The 14,411-nt window shown below is 41.5% G+C and carries 12 protein-coding genes; 5 read left to right on the forward strand and 7 right to left on the reverse strand.

Annotation, left to right across the window (positions count from 1 at the left end; all coding sequences use genetic code 11):
* Positions 1 to 94: 94 nt before the first annotated feature.
* Both AC1RRY_RS02130 and AC1RRY_RS02135 read left to right on the forward strand, forming a co-directional pair.
* Positions 95 to 685, forward strand: coding sequence for a methyltransferase (locus tag AC1RRY_RS02130; RefSeq protein ID WP_492818442.1), 591 nt, complete (start codon positions 95 to 97; stop codon positions 683 to 685).
* Positions 686 to 732: 47 nt separating this feature from the next.
* Positions 733 to 1,254 (forward strand): acyl-CoA thioesterase, encoded by a 522-nt coding sequence (locus AC1RRY_RS02135; protein ID WP_492818440.1) that lies wholly within the window; start codon positions 733 to 735, stop codon positions 1,252 to 1,254.
* An 8-nt stretch (positions 1,255 to 1,262) separates the two neighbouring features.
* Here AC1RRY_RS02135 and AC1RRY_RS02140 read toward each other — a convergent pair whose 3' ends face one another.
* From AC1RRY_RS02140 to AC1RRY_RS02150, 3 genes are read right to left on the reverse strand one after another with little or no spacing between them, the layout of a single operon-like run.
* Positions 1,263 to 2,075 (reverse strand): polysaccharide deacetylase family protein, encoded by an 813-nt coding sequence (locus tag AC1RRY_RS02140; protein ID WP_492818438.1) that lies wholly within the window; start codon positions 2,073 to 2,075, stop codon positions 1,263 to 1,265.
* Positions 2,050 to 3,009, reverse strand: coding sequence for a glycosyltransferase family 2 protein (locus AC1RRY_RS02145; RefSeq protein WP_492818436.1), 960 nt, complete (start codon positions 3,007 to 3,009; stop codon positions 2,050 to 2,052). The genes AC1RRY_RS02140 and AC1RRY_RS02145 overlap by 26 nt, the downstream gene beginning before the upstream one ends.
* The gene (locus AC1RRY_RS02150) at positions 2,991 to 4,154 is read right to left on the reverse strand and encodes a glycosyltransferase family 87 protein (protein ID WP_492818434.1); all 1,164 of its coding nucleotides are present in this window, start codon (positions 4,152 to 4,154) and stop codon (positions 2,991 to 2,993) included. Before AC1RRY_RS02150 ends, AC1RRY_RS02145 begins: the two co-directional genes overlap by 19 nt.
* 300 nt (positions 4,155 to 4,454) lie before the next feature.
* Between AC1RRY_RS02150 and AC1RRY_RS02155 the strand changes: the two genes are divergently transcribed.
* Complete coding sequence (locus tag AC1RRY_RS02155) at positions 4,455 to 4,718, forward strand: hypothetical protein (RefSeq protein WP_492818432.1); 264 nt, start codon at positions 4,455 to 4,457, stop codon at positions 4,716 to 4,718.
* Positions 4,719 to 4,766: 48 nt separating this feature from the next.
* Here AC1RRY_RS02155 and AC1RRY_RS02160 read toward each other — a convergent pair whose 3' ends face one another.
* Positions 4,767 to 5,129: an HPF/RaiA family ribosome-associated protein gene (locus AC1RRY_RS02160; protein ID WP_492818430.1), complete on the reverse strand. Its 363-nt coding sequence runs from the start codon at positions 5,127 to 5,129 to the stop codon at positions 4,767 to 4,769.
* A gap of 367 nt (positions 5,130 to 5,496) precedes the next feature.
* Here AC1RRY_RS02160 and AC1RRY_RS02165 point away from each other — a divergent pair, with 367 nt between their 5' ends.
* Both AC1RRY_RS02165 and AC1RRY_RS02170 read left to right on the forward strand, forming a co-directional pair.
* Entirely contained in the window at positions 5,497 to 7,941 is a 2,445-nt protein-coding gene (locus AC1RRY_RS02165; RefSeq protein ID WP_492818428.1) for a TonB-dependent receptor plug domain-containing protein, read from the forward strand.
* A 140-nt stretch (positions 7,942 to 8,081) separates the two neighbouring features.
* Positions 8,082 to 8,528 (forward strand): RrF2 family transcriptional regulator, encoded by a 447-nt coding sequence (locus AC1RRY_RS02170; protein ID WP_492818426.1) that lies wholly within the window; start codon positions 8,082 to 8,084, stop codon positions 8,526 to 8,528.
* 232 nt (positions 8,529 to 8,760) lie between these two features.
* On the opposite strand, the gene AC1RRY_RS02175 is transcribed toward AC1RRY_RS02170, so the two are convergent.
* From AC1RRY_RS02175 to AC1RRY_RS02185, 3 genes are all read right to left on the reverse strand, one after another.
* Positions 8,761 to 9,654, reverse strand: coding sequence for a M23 family metallopeptidase (locus AC1RRY_RS02175; protein WP_492818424.1), 894 nt, complete (start codon positions 9,652 to 9,654; stop codon positions 8,761 to 8,763).
* A 207-nt stretch (positions 9,655 to 9,861) separates the two neighbouring features.
* Entirely contained in the window at positions 9,862 to 12,972 is a 3,111-nt protein-coding gene (locus AC1RRY_RS02180; protein ID WP_492818422.1) for an efflux RND transporter permease subunit, read from the reverse strand.
* Between the two features lie 326 nt (positions 12,973 to 13,298).
* Entirely contained in the window at positions 13,299 to 14,402 is a 1,104-nt protein-coding gene (locus AC1RRY_RS02185) for an efflux RND transporter periplasmic adaptor subunit (RefSeq protein WP_492818420.1), read from the reverse strand.
* Positions 14,403 to 14,411 lie beyond the last annotated feature (9 nt).

The raw sequence follows: 14,411 nt of genomic DNA on the forward strand, positions 1-14,411 counted from the left end.
TATATTTGTGTTTTCGTTAAACAGAACCGGCTGGTTTCAATGGCTAACATCTCTGTCACGAATCAGGTTCATAATCTAATAAAATTGAAAGTAAATGCTGAATGACGCATACTGGAGCCAACGCTATGTGAATGGACAAACCGGTTGGGATATCGGCTATGTTTCTACTCCGCTGAAAGCGTATTTTGACCAACTGACAGATAAGTCTACAGCCATTCTGATTCCTGGCTGCGGCAACTCCTATGAGGCTGAATATCTGCTCGGTCAGGGCTTTACGAATATCACGCTGATTGATATTTCGGTGGTTTTAGTAGAACGTTTGCAGAGAAATTTACAATTTTACATCGAAAATGGCAGCTGCCGGGTAATCCATCAGGATTTTTTCACTCATCAGGATCAATACGACCTGATTATTGAGCAAACCTTTCTGTCTGCTTTAGACCCCTCTTTGCGGACAACATATGCCGGGCAGATGTATGCCCTGCTAAAGCCGGGAGGTAAGCTTGTGGGGGTGATTTTTGATTTTCCTTTCGAGGGAGGCCCGCCATTTGGTGGTTCAAAAGAAGAATACCTGACCCTGTTCAGGCCGCATTTTCAACCTGTTATTTTTGAGAGATGCTACAACTCCATTCCACCGCGTGCTGGAAACGAATTGTTCATTCGTCTTGATAAGAAAATAATCTGACCATAACCGGAATATAATCAACAAACCATATTTTGAAAAAACAGTTTATGCAAAAAGTACGTAAAGCACAAGACTCGCTTACAGTAATGACCGAGATGGTTTTTCCGAACGACACCAATACGTTAGGGAACCTGATGGGGGGTAATTTAATGAGAATGATGGATATTGCAGGAGCCATTGCTGCACAAAAACATTGCAACAGAATTGTAGTGACAGCCTCGGTTGATAATGTTTCTTTTAAAGAGGCCATTCCGCTGGGTTCGGTGGTTACCTTGCAGGCCAAAGTAACAAGAGCCTTTAACTCATCATTAGAAGTTGGCATTGACGTATGGGCAGAGAATATTCCGGCAGGAACAAGAATATATACCAATAAGGCTTTTATGACTTTTGTGGCCGTAGACCAGACGGGTCGCCCGATAGAGGTACCGCCCGTAGAACCTGAAACCGCCGAAGAGAAAGAATTATATGCAGGGGCACTGCGCCGACGACAGCTAAGGCTCGTATTGGCAGGCAGAATGAAACCCGAAGAGGCTCACGAACTGAAAGAAATATTTAAATTAAACGCATAGGCCATAACCTATGCGTTTTTTAATGCCGAGTCCGGAAATAAATAAGGCTGTTCTACCAGCCATGAGGTTGTTTTGAAAGCAAAACCTTCTTTCTGCAAAAAAGCCATCAGCTGATTAAATCTCTTCTGCATTTTCAGGCCGTTATTTCTGCGTAGATAGAACGGATATTTTGCTCCATCAGGCAGATTGGTATAATCGGTAAACTCCCAGGGATGGAAATACAAATGCACATACCCATTTGCTTCTGCTACTTTTTTACATAGGTATAAAAAGTAAGATAATGGATAATTATGAAAGGCTATCCAGAATAAGGGCAGCCGCCATTTGGGTGAAACCGATGCCGGTACGTGTATTAGCCCGTTATCCTGATAGATAGTTCTGGGAATATGCCGGTAATCGTATCGACCCGGCAGGTAGGTAGGGTTATAAGAAGCATTGTAATTATAACCGGCTGAAAGCAGGTCGGCGTCTGACACAGGGGCCATGCGCGGCATGCGGAATCCCTTTACTTCTTTCTGAATGATATTCTCTAAAACCAGCTTAGAATTGAGCAGGTCTTCGGTTTTATGGCTTGAATGGTAATAATTATGAGAAGCTACCTCATGTGCCTGGCTTAGTCCTCTGATACTTTCCGGTTCAGCAAGGGCATATACGCCTGTACAATAGAAGGTAGCACTCGCTTTATATCTGTTCAGAATAGTTAAGACACGCTGCAAACCTGCGCTCGATGTAGCAATCTGTTCTTCCAGACCTGACTGCCCGCCAAACTCAAAGGGCATGTCGAACTCCTCTACATCAAAACTGAGAATAGCTGTTTTCATAAATATTATGTTCCTGAATTATATATAGCGGCCGCTCTTTATTCTGAATCAGTATTTTGCCTATATATAACCCTATAATTCCTAAAATAAACAGGTTTAACCCACCAAAAAAAGCGATCGTCATTAGTACAGAACTCCATCCGTCAACTGCATTGCCGCTAAAGAAGCTATAAAGCACATAAGGCAGATACAACATTGAACCGAAAGCTATAATGAATCCCAGATAAATAGCACTGTGGAGTGGTTTTACACTAAAAGACGTTATACCCGCCAATGCCAGTTTTATCATTTTACTCAGTGTATATTTGCTTTCTCCGGCAAAACGTTTCTGTGGTTTGTAAGGTATGTTTATTTGTTTATATCCTATCCAGTGTATCATGCCTCGCAGAAAAACATCCTGTTCTTTCGAGTTTTTCAGTGTCTGCACCACCTGGCGGTCTATCAATCGGTAATCTGCCTGACCCGGTTGCAGAGAAAGGTTGCTTATATTGTTCAGTACCTTATAGAACCCCTGGCTTGTTTTCTTTTTAAACCATGACAGATCCCGGTCTTCTTCTCTGATCGTATTTACTACGTTTACCCGTGACTGTTCCCAGGTGTCAATCAATACAGGTATCAATGAAGGCGGGTGCTGCAAATCGCTGTCCATCATAATAATGGCATCAGCATCGATAGTATCGATTCCTGCTTTTAATGCCACCTGTTGACCGAAATTTCGGGAAAACGACAGATATTTTACGGAATGGTCTTCCCGTGCCAGGTTTCTGATAATCCTCAGCGTATTATCAGAACTTCCATCGTTTACAAAGCAAAACTCGAACGTATAAGGCAATGTGTCTATTACGCTCTTGACCGCATCATAAAAGACGAGAATGTTTTCGCCTTCGTTGTATGCAGCTGTTAGAATGCAGATTTTCAGCCTTGAAATATCCATTTTCTTTCAATTGGGTAATGTTTGTCGGTTAGTAATTGGTAAATACACTCAACCCAAACCAGGCAACAAGGAAATGCCTTTATTGAGTAAATAATAAATAGTTGCCGGATATGATAAGGGAAAATGTCAGTTGCTGTTAAAGAAGTAAATATTGCAACAATGATAAGTAATACCCATACCGGACGACTGATGGGGTATTCTTGTGTCATAAACCAGATAGCAACGCCTGAAACCGCAATGATGTAGGTTGATGATTCGGAAGAGGATGAGAAAATCACAACGAATATCAATATAGATGCCAGATAGCGAAGCTGGAAAATAACATTACTATAAAGTTTTATACGTGCTAACGGTGCCAGTTGTAGCAATAAGCCCGGAATAATAAAAGCCAGATTTGATACGTTCACCCCACCTACGCGTCTGAACAGACCCATAAGTGAAACATCCTGCATGCTGCCAATACCCTCACTGCCTGTCTGATTAGAGAGATTTTTTTCGACCAGACTATGATACCAGTCGACGTACGACTGTGCAACAAATGCCGGTGAACTGATGAGCATCGGAAGCGCAAATAAAACAGCAGCCCAGAAGAAAGCAGAATAAATATATTTGATTTTATGCTTTGAGAAAAGCCAGAAAACAAGCCCTACAATGCCGTATAGTTTCACAAAGGCACCAATCATGACAAACAGCACCGCCCAGAAGTCTTTTTCTTCCTTTACAAAATACCATGATAAAATTATGAGTGCTGCAATACTGGGATTCACCTGCACATTGTGCGAAGATGTATTTAAATCTACCAGGCAAATCAATAATACGATCCAGAGGCTTCCATCTTTGAGGGGTAGAGTGGTCAATGCTTTGTACAAGACAAAACCATGAAAAGCTGTCCAGAGTGTTAAGCCGATATAGTCAGGTAAGATAGAAAAAGGAGCTACAATCAGTCCAAAAAAGGGTCCGTAGTGGTTGCTGTCAAAATATTCATTCGGATAGAGACCATAAAGGTTTGTCTGATGAATAAGATGATAAAAAACCCCCTTATAAATTGAGTAGTTGTTGTACGAGTCTCTAAAAAAATGAATTAAGCCCACAACAGCGGGCAAGATAAACCACAAGATACGTGGTATCTCTTTTTTTCTTCTCATAAATAATAGTAATAAGCAAAAAACTTATGCAAGATAATGAAATGATTTTGAACTAATGCTGTTCGCAAAAAGAAATTGTAGTGTTTTAATTTATTATTAATAGATGAATTGATTTATTAACTGAATGCGGGCATTACTTGCATTTGTTGGTACCGCATAGTAAATGATTGCTGAATTTTTTGGGAAAGAATTAAACGAATGCTATATTCATAGAAGAATGTCTTACTCCGGTCAACAAAGTAGATGTTTGATTAAAGCGCGTGTTTTTTGTGAAGTCTGCAAAAATTAAAACTTAAAAAAATGACAAGACTAAATAAAATAACCCAATCGCCACTGGTGGCTATTCCGTTTGTCATTTTGTTGTTAATGATTGATATATTGAGCACCGATGCACATGAGAGGTATTCCTTCAAAATGGCATTGTTTGCATTGATTTTTATTGTAGGTATTTTTAATTTGATTCACGCTTATCGGTTTGACAGAGCGTCATTTGTTAAGAAATTATTGGCTTGTTGTTTAGGTGTTGCCGGTCTTGTTGTATATGCTGTATATTTCAGGGCATAAAAAAAGAGGACAGGTTCCTGTCCTCTTCTATATTAATCAAGTATTCAATTAAAATTCATCTTCAATTACTTCTTCCGCTACCACATCCAGTTCTGGTTTTTTATGTTCAACGGTGTTTTTCTTATCTTTAAATTTTTTAATTTTCGATTTTAAGGTTTCTAATATGATGTCGGTGGCCTCTTCAAAAGTGTCGCCCTTTTCTTCTACATAAATGGTTTGGCCGGGGACATTCAATTTCACTTCTACAAACTTTTTATGAACTTTACTTTTTTCTCCTTTACCCAGTTTTAAAAATACTTCGCCGCTTACAACACGGTCATAAAAGGTATCTAATTTACTTAACTTGTTTTGAATGAAACTAACCAAGCTAGGGTCAGCATCAAAATGAACTGCTTGCACATGAATCTTCATAACTCACAAATTTAAAGTTAAAAATAGATAAATTGGTTAAAGCCAGAAATCAGGCTCTATAGCGAAAATTTCGCTACGAGCTGTTTCACTGTCTTTCATTTTTCAAAGAACTTCCTAGAACTAACTTATGGAAAAAAACAATACAAGTCAAGAATATTTTGAAGAATATTATCTGACGGTTCGCATAAATAACGGAGCCGGTCATTAATAATTTATTAAGTGGAAATATTGATATATTGAATATTTGGAATGGTATGGAAACCTACGTAGTTTTGAAAGAAATGCAACTTTGGGTCTGAATTCGATATGCTGTCAGAGATGGAAACGGAGATGTTTTCATGACTAAAGCCTCAACTTTTTTCTTACAATGAAAAAAAACATTTTACTTTCTGCTGCTGCCTTTTTGCTGTTTGCTTTCACTATTAATGATGATTTAAGTGCCGATATTGTTGAGAAATTCAATAGATATATATCGTCATATCCGCAGGAAAAAGCCTATCTGCACCTGGACAAACCATATTATACTGCCGGAGAAACCGTCTGGCTGAAAGCATACCTCGTTGAAGCGGGGTCGAACTTGCCGGATACCATAAGTGTTCCGCTATATCTGGAATTGATTGACAATCAAATAGGCAGGGTGCTGGACAAGAAAATATTGAAACTTGAAGACGGGGTAGCCGCCGGTGCGTTTGAACTGGCAGATAGCTTGCATTCCGGATACTATAGCATAAGAGCCTATACTAACTGGATGAGGAATTTTGATGAAAATCTTATGTTTATTAAGGAGTTTAAGGTGCATCGGGTTGGAGAAGAGGTAAATCCTGTGAAATTTGATTCCCGTGAAATTGATTTCAGATTTTTTCCTGAAGGCGGGCAGATAATTGAAGGAATGGATAACAAAATTGCCTTTAAAGCCACAGATAGGATAGGTAATGGTGTAGATGTGAGTGGAATTATTCTTTCGCAGTCGGGCGATACCGTCATGCAGTTCGAAAGCGAGCATTTGGGTATGGGTGCATTTAACTTCAAGGCCGAACCGGGTGAGTTATACACGGCCAAGATTAAGTACCGGAAAATATTTGAAAAGGAAGTGCCACTGCCACTTGTTGAGCAAAAAGGCTTTATGATGGGGATTGAAGCGGTTGCTGATAAAAACTTTATGCGCTTGTATGTGGGGCATAACTATGACAAACCCAAAGAAAGTGGCAATATGGTGGTAATAGGGCAGTCGCAGGGCAACATTTGTTATATTGCCCGAACACCCGTCAGCAATAAATCGATGTTTCTTAAAATACCCAAAGACAAGTTTCCTGAGGGGGTAACACAATTTACCGTTTTTGACGAAACCGGTAAGCCCAGATGTGAACGCCTGGTGTATATTTATCATGAAGATTATGTCAATGTAAGTATTAAGCCCGATAAGCAAAACTACCAGCCTAAGGATGAAATTAAGCTGGAAATCAACGCCACGAATGTAGACGGAGAACCGGTAGCGGGTAACTTTTCGGTAGTGGTATCTGATGGGAAACAGGTGCTTAGGCTGCCCAATGAAGAAAACATCCTGACCTATCTGCTGCTAAGCTCTGATGTAAGAGGTAAAATAGAGCAACCCGATTACTATTTTGAACAGAACAAGCCCGAAGTGCGCCGGCATCTTGACATTCTGTTGATGACACAGGGCTGGCGGCGCTTCAAATGGGAGGATATTCTGAAGCCAACTTTACCTGAACCCCGTTTTGCGGCCGAGAAAGGATTAGTTATATCAGGTGAAGTAACAAGACAGAACGGTAAATTATTTGAAAAGCCTTTGAATCTGACGTACATGATATGGGCGGAAGACCAAAGCCGCCAGTTTGGCATGGGTCAGGCTGCTACAGATGGTACTTTTTCCATAACTGAGCTTGATTACACAGGTTCGGCCAAGATACTGATTCAATCCATAGCGGGTAAGTTAAACCGTAATACCCGAACTTTTATAAATAAAAGCCCATCGCCTAAACTGCAGGTAGTGGCTATTCCACTTAATCCGGTTACTTTTGACGAGAAAGATCTGGCCGATTACCTGAAGAGAACCGGCGAGGCACTGGAGATAGAGAGAATTTTAAAAGAAAGGAAAGAAAGACTGTTGCAGGAAGTAATCGTTAAAGCCAAAAAACAATTGGAACGGGAAGACAGGGTATTGTACAGCAACCCAACGAACACATTGAAGATAACCCGGGACATGAACTCATATGGAAATGTAATAGATTTGCTGCGAGGAAGAGTGCCGGGTGTGAATGTATCGGGGAGCCCGATGAATCCGACAGTAATGATAAGAGGAATAAGTTCAATAAACGGGTCTTCAGAACCTGCATTTTTGCTGGACGGCATGATGGTAGATAAACAGACTGTGTTGTCAATACCGGTTTTTGACGTGGATAGAATTGATGTATTGAAAGGAGCAGATGCGGCTATTTATGGCTCAAGGGGAGGTAACGGGGTCATATCTGTACTTACTAGGCGCGGTGGTTCTGAGGAGAGCGGGCCGACAATGGGGATCGAAGTAGCAGAGGTAAACGGATATTCGGTAGCTAAGGAATTTTATTCCCCCAATTATGGCGAAGCCCGGGCTGAGGATTTTCAACAAAATGCCAGACCTGATTACCGTTCGACCATATTCTGGGCACCATTGGTAAAAACAGATAATAACGGCAAAGCAACGCTTTCGTTTTTTAACACCAATGCAAGCACAACGGTAGACATACGGCTTGAGGGTATATCGACAACTGGCGTGCCTGTAAGGGCAAAAACTAGTTATTTCGTAAAAAAATAGCTAACTTAGCATAATTATGAATCGCAAATGTGTTTAACAGTTGTGGGATAATACATTTATTGCAAAACCAGGAAAAAATTTTACTTTTGCTTGGCTCATATAAAGCAACCAAAATCTAATACACGTCAGCATTCTAATAGATGATTTCTAAAAAAGCAAAATACGCGCTGAAAGCCTTGAAACTCCTTTCAGAAAGGTTTGTATCAAGGCAGCCTGTTCTTATTGCTGAAATAGCCGAAAAAGAGAATATTCCCAAGAAATTTCTGGAAGCGATATTACTCGAACTGCGTAATAACGGAATACTGCATAGCCAGAAGGGTAAAGGAGGGGGGTATCAACTCAGACTGTCTCCGGAACAGGTGACTATAGCAAAAATTGTAAGGATTATAGACGGGCCTATTGCTCCTATGCTATGTGTTTCTCTACATTTCTACGGAAAGTGCGACGACTGTGATAATGAAGTGACTTGCCGTATCAGACCTATTATGGAAAAAGTGAGAGATGCCAATCTGGCTGTTTATGAACACACAACACTAAAAGATCTGATGGAAGAGACACCGTTGCTGGCAGCGCATACGGATGTTTAATAAAAATTTCGTACAGTTTAGTGAGTTTTGCTGAGAAACGTTTTAACTAATGTTCTTTACTGAATAGAGGTGTCAAGGTCAATACCAATATGCCTTATGATTTGCCCGCTGCAATTAAGGACATAGTAACCCTTGCATGAAAATCCGGCATATACTACAGAAATATAGATAATGATTGATTATAGCCGAATATATAATCTTTTCAATAGAAAATTATTGGACGTAGGTATTATCAGTTTCGTGAGCGTCTTCTTTTCTTTTTACGGCTATCATTCGTAAATTTTCTTGAGCGGATAACAGGAGCAGACAGTTTTTTAGGACTTACATTCAGGGGCTTAGGTTCTGCATAATAGGAGAAAGGCTTTAGGTCAACTGCAATGCGGGGGTCGAGCAGTGTAGCAGCATTTTGCAGCCAGCCGTATGTATTAACCGGGAAAGGATTCCCTCCCTCATCAATGTGCAGATAGGTAAGATGCAAATGGGTATCAGAGCGTTTCATGTAGGCATTATAGCCCGTTCGTCCGATAATGGAGATTTTCTGCCCGGCTTTTACTACATCGCCGGTCTTTACATAAATTTCTTTCTGGTGTGCATAATACCATAACCCGCCGGTGGTAGTGTCATAAATCCAGATATAATTTCCTCCTCTGTAATCACTGCCGGGCTGCCAGTCTGTTTCTGTACCAATCACTACTCCGTCGCTCACTGACACAATGCTTACATAGTCACCTGTTCTATCGTCTTTGCAATCCTGGTTTTTATCTTTAATAAAAATATCATGAGCCGGGTGGCTGCCTTTGGCGTTCTGGTCGAACAAATCATATCCTTTTACCTTGTATCCATTGCCTCGCCTGCCACCTACAGCCCGGTAGTCGAAGCCCAGCAAAGGAAAGAAAATACTTACCTCAGAAGAATCGTAAGCCACCGTGGGATGGGCTTTTTTCAGCGTATGCATAATGTTCTGAAATCTTTCACGGGCTTCTTCAGGAGTAAGTTTGTATTCCCTGATGTCGGCCAGAAGAGGCTTGTAATCGTAGATGGCACTCTGGTAGCTTTCATAGGTAATGCCGGAAGTGTCTTTCTGAAAAATCAGAAGATTCAGACAAAAGGCAAAAATTTTAATCATACTTTTCAATGAATGTGGTGATAGTGCCTGTGGAATTCGCAAACGAAAATCAAAATCACCCTACAAATTACGCTATTTTCAATGAATTATTATAAGGAATTTATCAGTAGATGCTCTGGAGCCTGGTTATCGGTGTTCCGCTCATGCTCAATTCAACAAAAAAGCCGGATAGGAGAGCTATCCGGCTTAAAAAAATGAGGGCATTGGTTATTCTAAATCCCTCAATGTATGTACATTATGCCGGTAGAAAAACCGGTAAATAATCGGGAAAATCAGCAGAGTAAGCACAGTGGCAGAAATCAACCCGCCGATCACTACTATGGCGAGTGGTTTCTGGGTTTCAGATCCGATTCCTGTTGATATGGCTGCAGGCAACAGTCCTATGGCTGCCATGAGGGCGGTCATTACTACCGGGCGTATTCTTGATTTTACGCCATCTTTAATGGCATCGTCCAGTGGCATCCTTGCAGCTAGATTTTTATTGAAAACCGAAATGAGGATTACCCCGTTCTGCACACAGATACCAAACAGGGCGATAAACCCGACCCCTGCCGAAATACCGAAAATAGTACCTGTGGTATGCAATGCCAGTATACCGCCAATCAGGGCAAAAGGCACATTAACCAACACCAGACCCGCATCTTTGGCATTACCAAACATAATGAACAGAATCACAAAAATGGCCAGTAAACAAAGCGGAACCACCTGGCCTAAGCGCTCGCTGGCACGCACCTGATTCTCAAACTCTCCGGTCCATTCAATGCTGGTATCACGATCCAGTTTTACTTTTTCAGCAACTTTTGCCTGTGCTTCGGCAATGGTGCTGCCCAGGTCGCGTTCACGTACAGAGAATTTTACACCAATGAAACGCTTGTTTTTATCACGATACACAAAGGCCGGGCCTGTTACGGTTTCTATGGTGGCTATTTCTTTCAGTGGTACCTTGGTGCCCCGGGCCGTAGGAACCAGCAGGCTGCTCAAGTCGTTTTCATCTTTGCGGTATTCCTGCAGATAACGTATGCGAATATCAAATTTCCTTTCGCCTTCATACATAATAGAGGCGGTTTTTCCTCCAATCGCCATTTCAATCACTGCTTGGGCGTCACTGGTTTGTACCCCGTAGAAAGCCATTCGGCGCAGATTCAGATTTACACGCATTTCGGGTTGGCCGACATTCCTCAGAATACCTATATCTTTAATACCCGGTACATCTTTAATGGCGTTGAGTACTTCATCGGCATATTTATTGAGGTCGTCCAGATTATTACCGAAAATCTTAACGGCATTGGATGCGTTCATCCCCGCTACAGCCTCGGCTACGTTATCAATAATGGGTTGCGAATAGTTATAATTTACGCCCTGAAATTGTTTCAGGTCTTTATCCATTTCTTCAATCAGCTCATCAGTATTGATTTTCCTTGTCCACTCTTTTTTGGGTTTCAGGTTTACCTGCATCTGCACATAATAAAACCCTGAAGGGTCGGTACCGTCATTAGAGCGCCCGGTTTGTGAAAGCACCCCGTTTACTTCCGGATATTTATTCAGTTTATCTCTCAGTGTACTTACCATTTTTACGGTTTCGTTAAGCGACATACTCATAGGCATTTTGGCTTCTACCCAAAGTGCTCCTTCGTTTAACTGAGGTAGAAACTCTGTGCCCAGCAAAGCAGTAGAAGCAAAACTCACGCCCATAATTATGAAGGCAATCAGCACACTCAGGCGCTTGTGTGCGTATGTCCATCCAAACCATGAAGTAATGCCTTTATCGAAGAAGCGCACAACCGGATTGTTCTTTTCGCGCACATTTTTCCGTAATAAAATAGAACATAGTACAGGCACCAGTGTCAATGTAAATATAAGCGCACCCAGTAATGCAAAACCGAGTGTCCACGCCAGCGGACTGAACATTTTACCCTCTACTTTCTGAAAACTGAAAATCGGTATTAAAGCAGTGATGATAATCAGCTTGGAGAAGAAGACGGCCTTACCCATCTCAGCACCGGTCTTTTTAATTAATCCCAGTTTAGATAGTTTGTTGAATTTCTCCATGCCCACTTTATGCGAGAGATGGTCGAGCGCCACAAATATCCCTTCTACCATCACTACGGCTCCGTCAATGATAATTCCGAAATCGACGGCCCCCATGGAAAGGAGATTGGCCGACATACCTTTAAGCCTAAGACAGAAAAAGGCAAAAAGCAGAGACAAAGGAATGATGATAGAAACGATGACGGTGGTTCGCCAGTCAGCCATGAACAGTAAAACAATTACCGTAACGAGCACAATCCCTTCGGCCAGATTGTGCAAAACTGTTTCGGTACAGAATTTCATCAGATTGTCGCGGTCATAGAAAGTAACCATTTTTACATCTGACGGCAGAATCTTATTGTTCAGCTCATCAATTTTGGCTTTTACTCTTTCCAGCACTTCGCTGGGGTTTTCTCCTTTACGCATCACTACTATCCCTTCTACTACGTCGTCATCTTTATCTAAGCCGACCTGCCCTACGCGAGGGAAATTAGATTCGTTGACTTCCGCTACGTTTTTAACATAAATAGGAGTGCCGTTGATGTTTTCTACAATGATATTCTCAATGTCTTCAATTTTGGTCAATAGCCCCAGGCCCCGTACCACATATGCCTGCCCGTTTTTCTCGATTACATCGCCACCTACGTTTACATTGCTTTTTTCTACGGCATTGTACACTTCCAGTGGCGTAATGTCATACTTATGCAATAGGAGCGGATTCACCATGATTTCGTAAATTTTCTCACGGCCACCAAAGGCAACCAGATCGGCAACGCCCGGTACTGCCCGCAGCTGGCGGTCAATTACCCAGTTCTGAATAGTCAATAAATCTCTGGAGTCGCGGTTCGGGCTTTTCAGTGTATATCTGAAAATCTCACCGGTGGGACCATAGGGAGGCTGTACATCGGGTTCCACACCTTCGGGCAGGCTTATGGTGCGCAACTGGTTGTTTACCTGTTGCCGGGCAAAGAAATCGTCTACTTCATCTTCAAAGATGATTTTCATGACCGAAAGCCCAAACATGGTAATGCTCCGCACATTAGTTTTACGTTGTACGGAGTTCATGGCTACCTCAATGGGAATCGTAACAAAGCGTTCAATTTCTTCGGCGCTTCGACCATTCCATTCGGTTACGATAATAATTTGTGTGTTAGTTACATCGGGAAAGGCTTCAATGGGAGTGTTGAGGTAGCTTACTACTCCGGCAATGGAGAGCACACCCACAAAGAAGAATGTGAAAAAGCGATTCTTGAGTGAAAACGCCAGGATATTTTTAATGAATTTGTTCATGAGATTGTTGCTTAGTGAGCTTACTCAATAATGAATGACTGGAATTACCAAAAGTTTTTTCAATTTTTAGGTGATGCGAAAGTGCCTTACCAGAATCTTTGTCCATTGTTGTTCCGTTTGCTCTAAAGGTATCTGAGCATAACAGACAGTCAATAACGGGCGCATAATGCCTTGTGTATATCCTATTACGTTAGCGGTATAATCGCAGGTTTTGCCTGTCTTCTACCGGTTCTGTTTCATTGCTTAAAAGAATGTATTGTCTAATAGGATAATGATACATAAAACCTTTTCATGTTTGTCTTTTGATAATGTTTACCGATTTCTGATTAATCGTTCAGCGCATCGTATACCAGCAATTGCTGATTAGATATAATTTTTTCGCCGGCAGCCAGCCCCGACTCAACGTAGGCATAGTCTCCTACCGTTTTGAAAATCTTTACAAGACGGGTTTCTACATGCCGGCGGTCTTTGAATACCATTACCCATTGCTTGCTTCTGTCGAAAATCACAGCCTTGGCAGGAATAGCAAGCATGAATTGAGGCTCTTCATGGTATACCCGCACAATGGCAAACATCTGTGGTTTTAGGGTATAGCCGGGGTTAGGGAGACGTATGCGCACTTTCATGACGCGACTTTCAGGATCAAGCACGTTGAATATTTTGTCTATTTTACCTTTGATTTTCCTGTCGGGGTCTGCCAATGTAGTAATGTCGCACTCATAGCCTACTTTCACTTTGTTGATGTCGGTTTCGTATACATCGGCAAGTACCCATATATCTGACAAGTCAGAGATAGTAAAGAAATTGTCAATATTTTCGATGTTGAAGTCCATACCGGCTACGGCATTTTTCTCAATCAAAAAGCCCGAAATCGGTGATTTTATCTGATACGTAGCTTCTTTGCCTATATCATATATCTTCATAGTTTCTTGTACGCGTTTCAGCTCTGATTCTGCTTTATGTACCTCCTGGCGGGCGTTTACCAGATTTCTTTCAGGTTCAAGCCCTGCTTTGAACAGTTCTTCTTCAACTCCCAGGTTCTTTTTGGCAATTTGCAGGTTCGATAAGGCCATGCTTAGCTGATTGTCCATTTCTGCTACCTGACGGCTACGTATAATGGCTAATATCTGACCTTTTTGGACGTAATCACCCAGTTGAACATTCAGTTTTTCTATGTTGCCATCTACCCGCGGAAACACTTTGGCCATTTTGTCTTCATTTGCGGTTACTTTTCCGCTCAGTTTTACTTCCGACAGCAGCACTTTTGAGGTAACTTCGTCAAATCCGAGTTTTGACATCATCGTGTCGGTGAGCATAAAGCTTTCTTTGGCCGGTTCTTCCTGCTTCGTTTCACTTTTACAGCTCTGAAATACCAGAGCCGAAGCGAACAATAAGCCGGGTAAAAAGATAATTTTTGATATATTTTTCATTGTATTGAA

This window comes from Emticicia sp. GW821-FHT11C11 (genome assembly GCF_058808615.1).

Coding starts and splice junctions, on each gene's coding strand:
- AC1RRY_RS02130 (WP_492818442.1), top strand. CDS start 95: ATGCTGAATGACGCATACTGGAGCCAACGCTATGTGAATGGACAAACC.
- AC1RRY_RS02135 (WP_492818440.1), top strand. CDS start 733: ATGCAAAAAGTACGTAAAGCACAAGACTCGCTTACAGTAATGACCGAG.
- AC1RRY_RS02140 (WP_492818438.1), bottom strand. CDS start 2,075: ATGAAAACAGCTATTCTCAGTTTTGATGTAGAGGAGTTCGACATGCCC.
- AC1RRY_RS02145 (WP_492818436.1), bottom strand. CDS start 3,009: ATGGATATTTCAAGGCTGAAAATCTGCATTCTAACAGCTGCATACAAC.
- AC1RRY_RS02150 (WP_492818434.1), bottom strand. CDS start 4,154: ATGAGAAGAAAAAAAGAGATACCACGTATCTTGTGGTTTATCTTGCCC.
- AC1RRY_RS02155 (WP_492818432.1), top strand. CDS start 4,455: ATGACAAGACTAAATAAAATAACCCAATCGCCACTGGTGGCTATTCCG.
- AC1RRY_RS02160 (WP_492818430.1), bottom strand. CDS start 5,129: ATGAAGATTCATGTGCAAGCAGTTCATTTTGATGCTGACCCTAGCTTG.
- AC1RRY_RS02165 (WP_492818428.1), top strand. CDS start 5,497: ATGAAAAAAAACATTTTACTTTCTGCTGCTGCCTTTTTGCTGTTTGCT.
- AC1RRY_RS02170 (WP_492818426.1), top strand. CDS start 8,082: ATGATTTCTAAAAAAGCAAAATACGCGCTGAAAGCCTTGAAACTCCTT.
- AC1RRY_RS02175 (WP_492818424.1), bottom strand. CDS start 9,654: ATGATTAAAATTTTTGCCTTTTGTCTGAATCTTCTGATTTTTCAGAAA.
- AC1RRY_RS02180 (WP_492818422.1), bottom strand. CDS start 12,972: ATGAACAAATTCATTAAAAATATCCTGGCGTTTTCACTCAAGAATCGC.
- AC1RRY_RS02185 (WP_492818420.1), bottom strand. CDS start 14,402: ATGAAAAATATATCAAAAATTATCTTTTTACCCGGCTTATTGTTCGCT.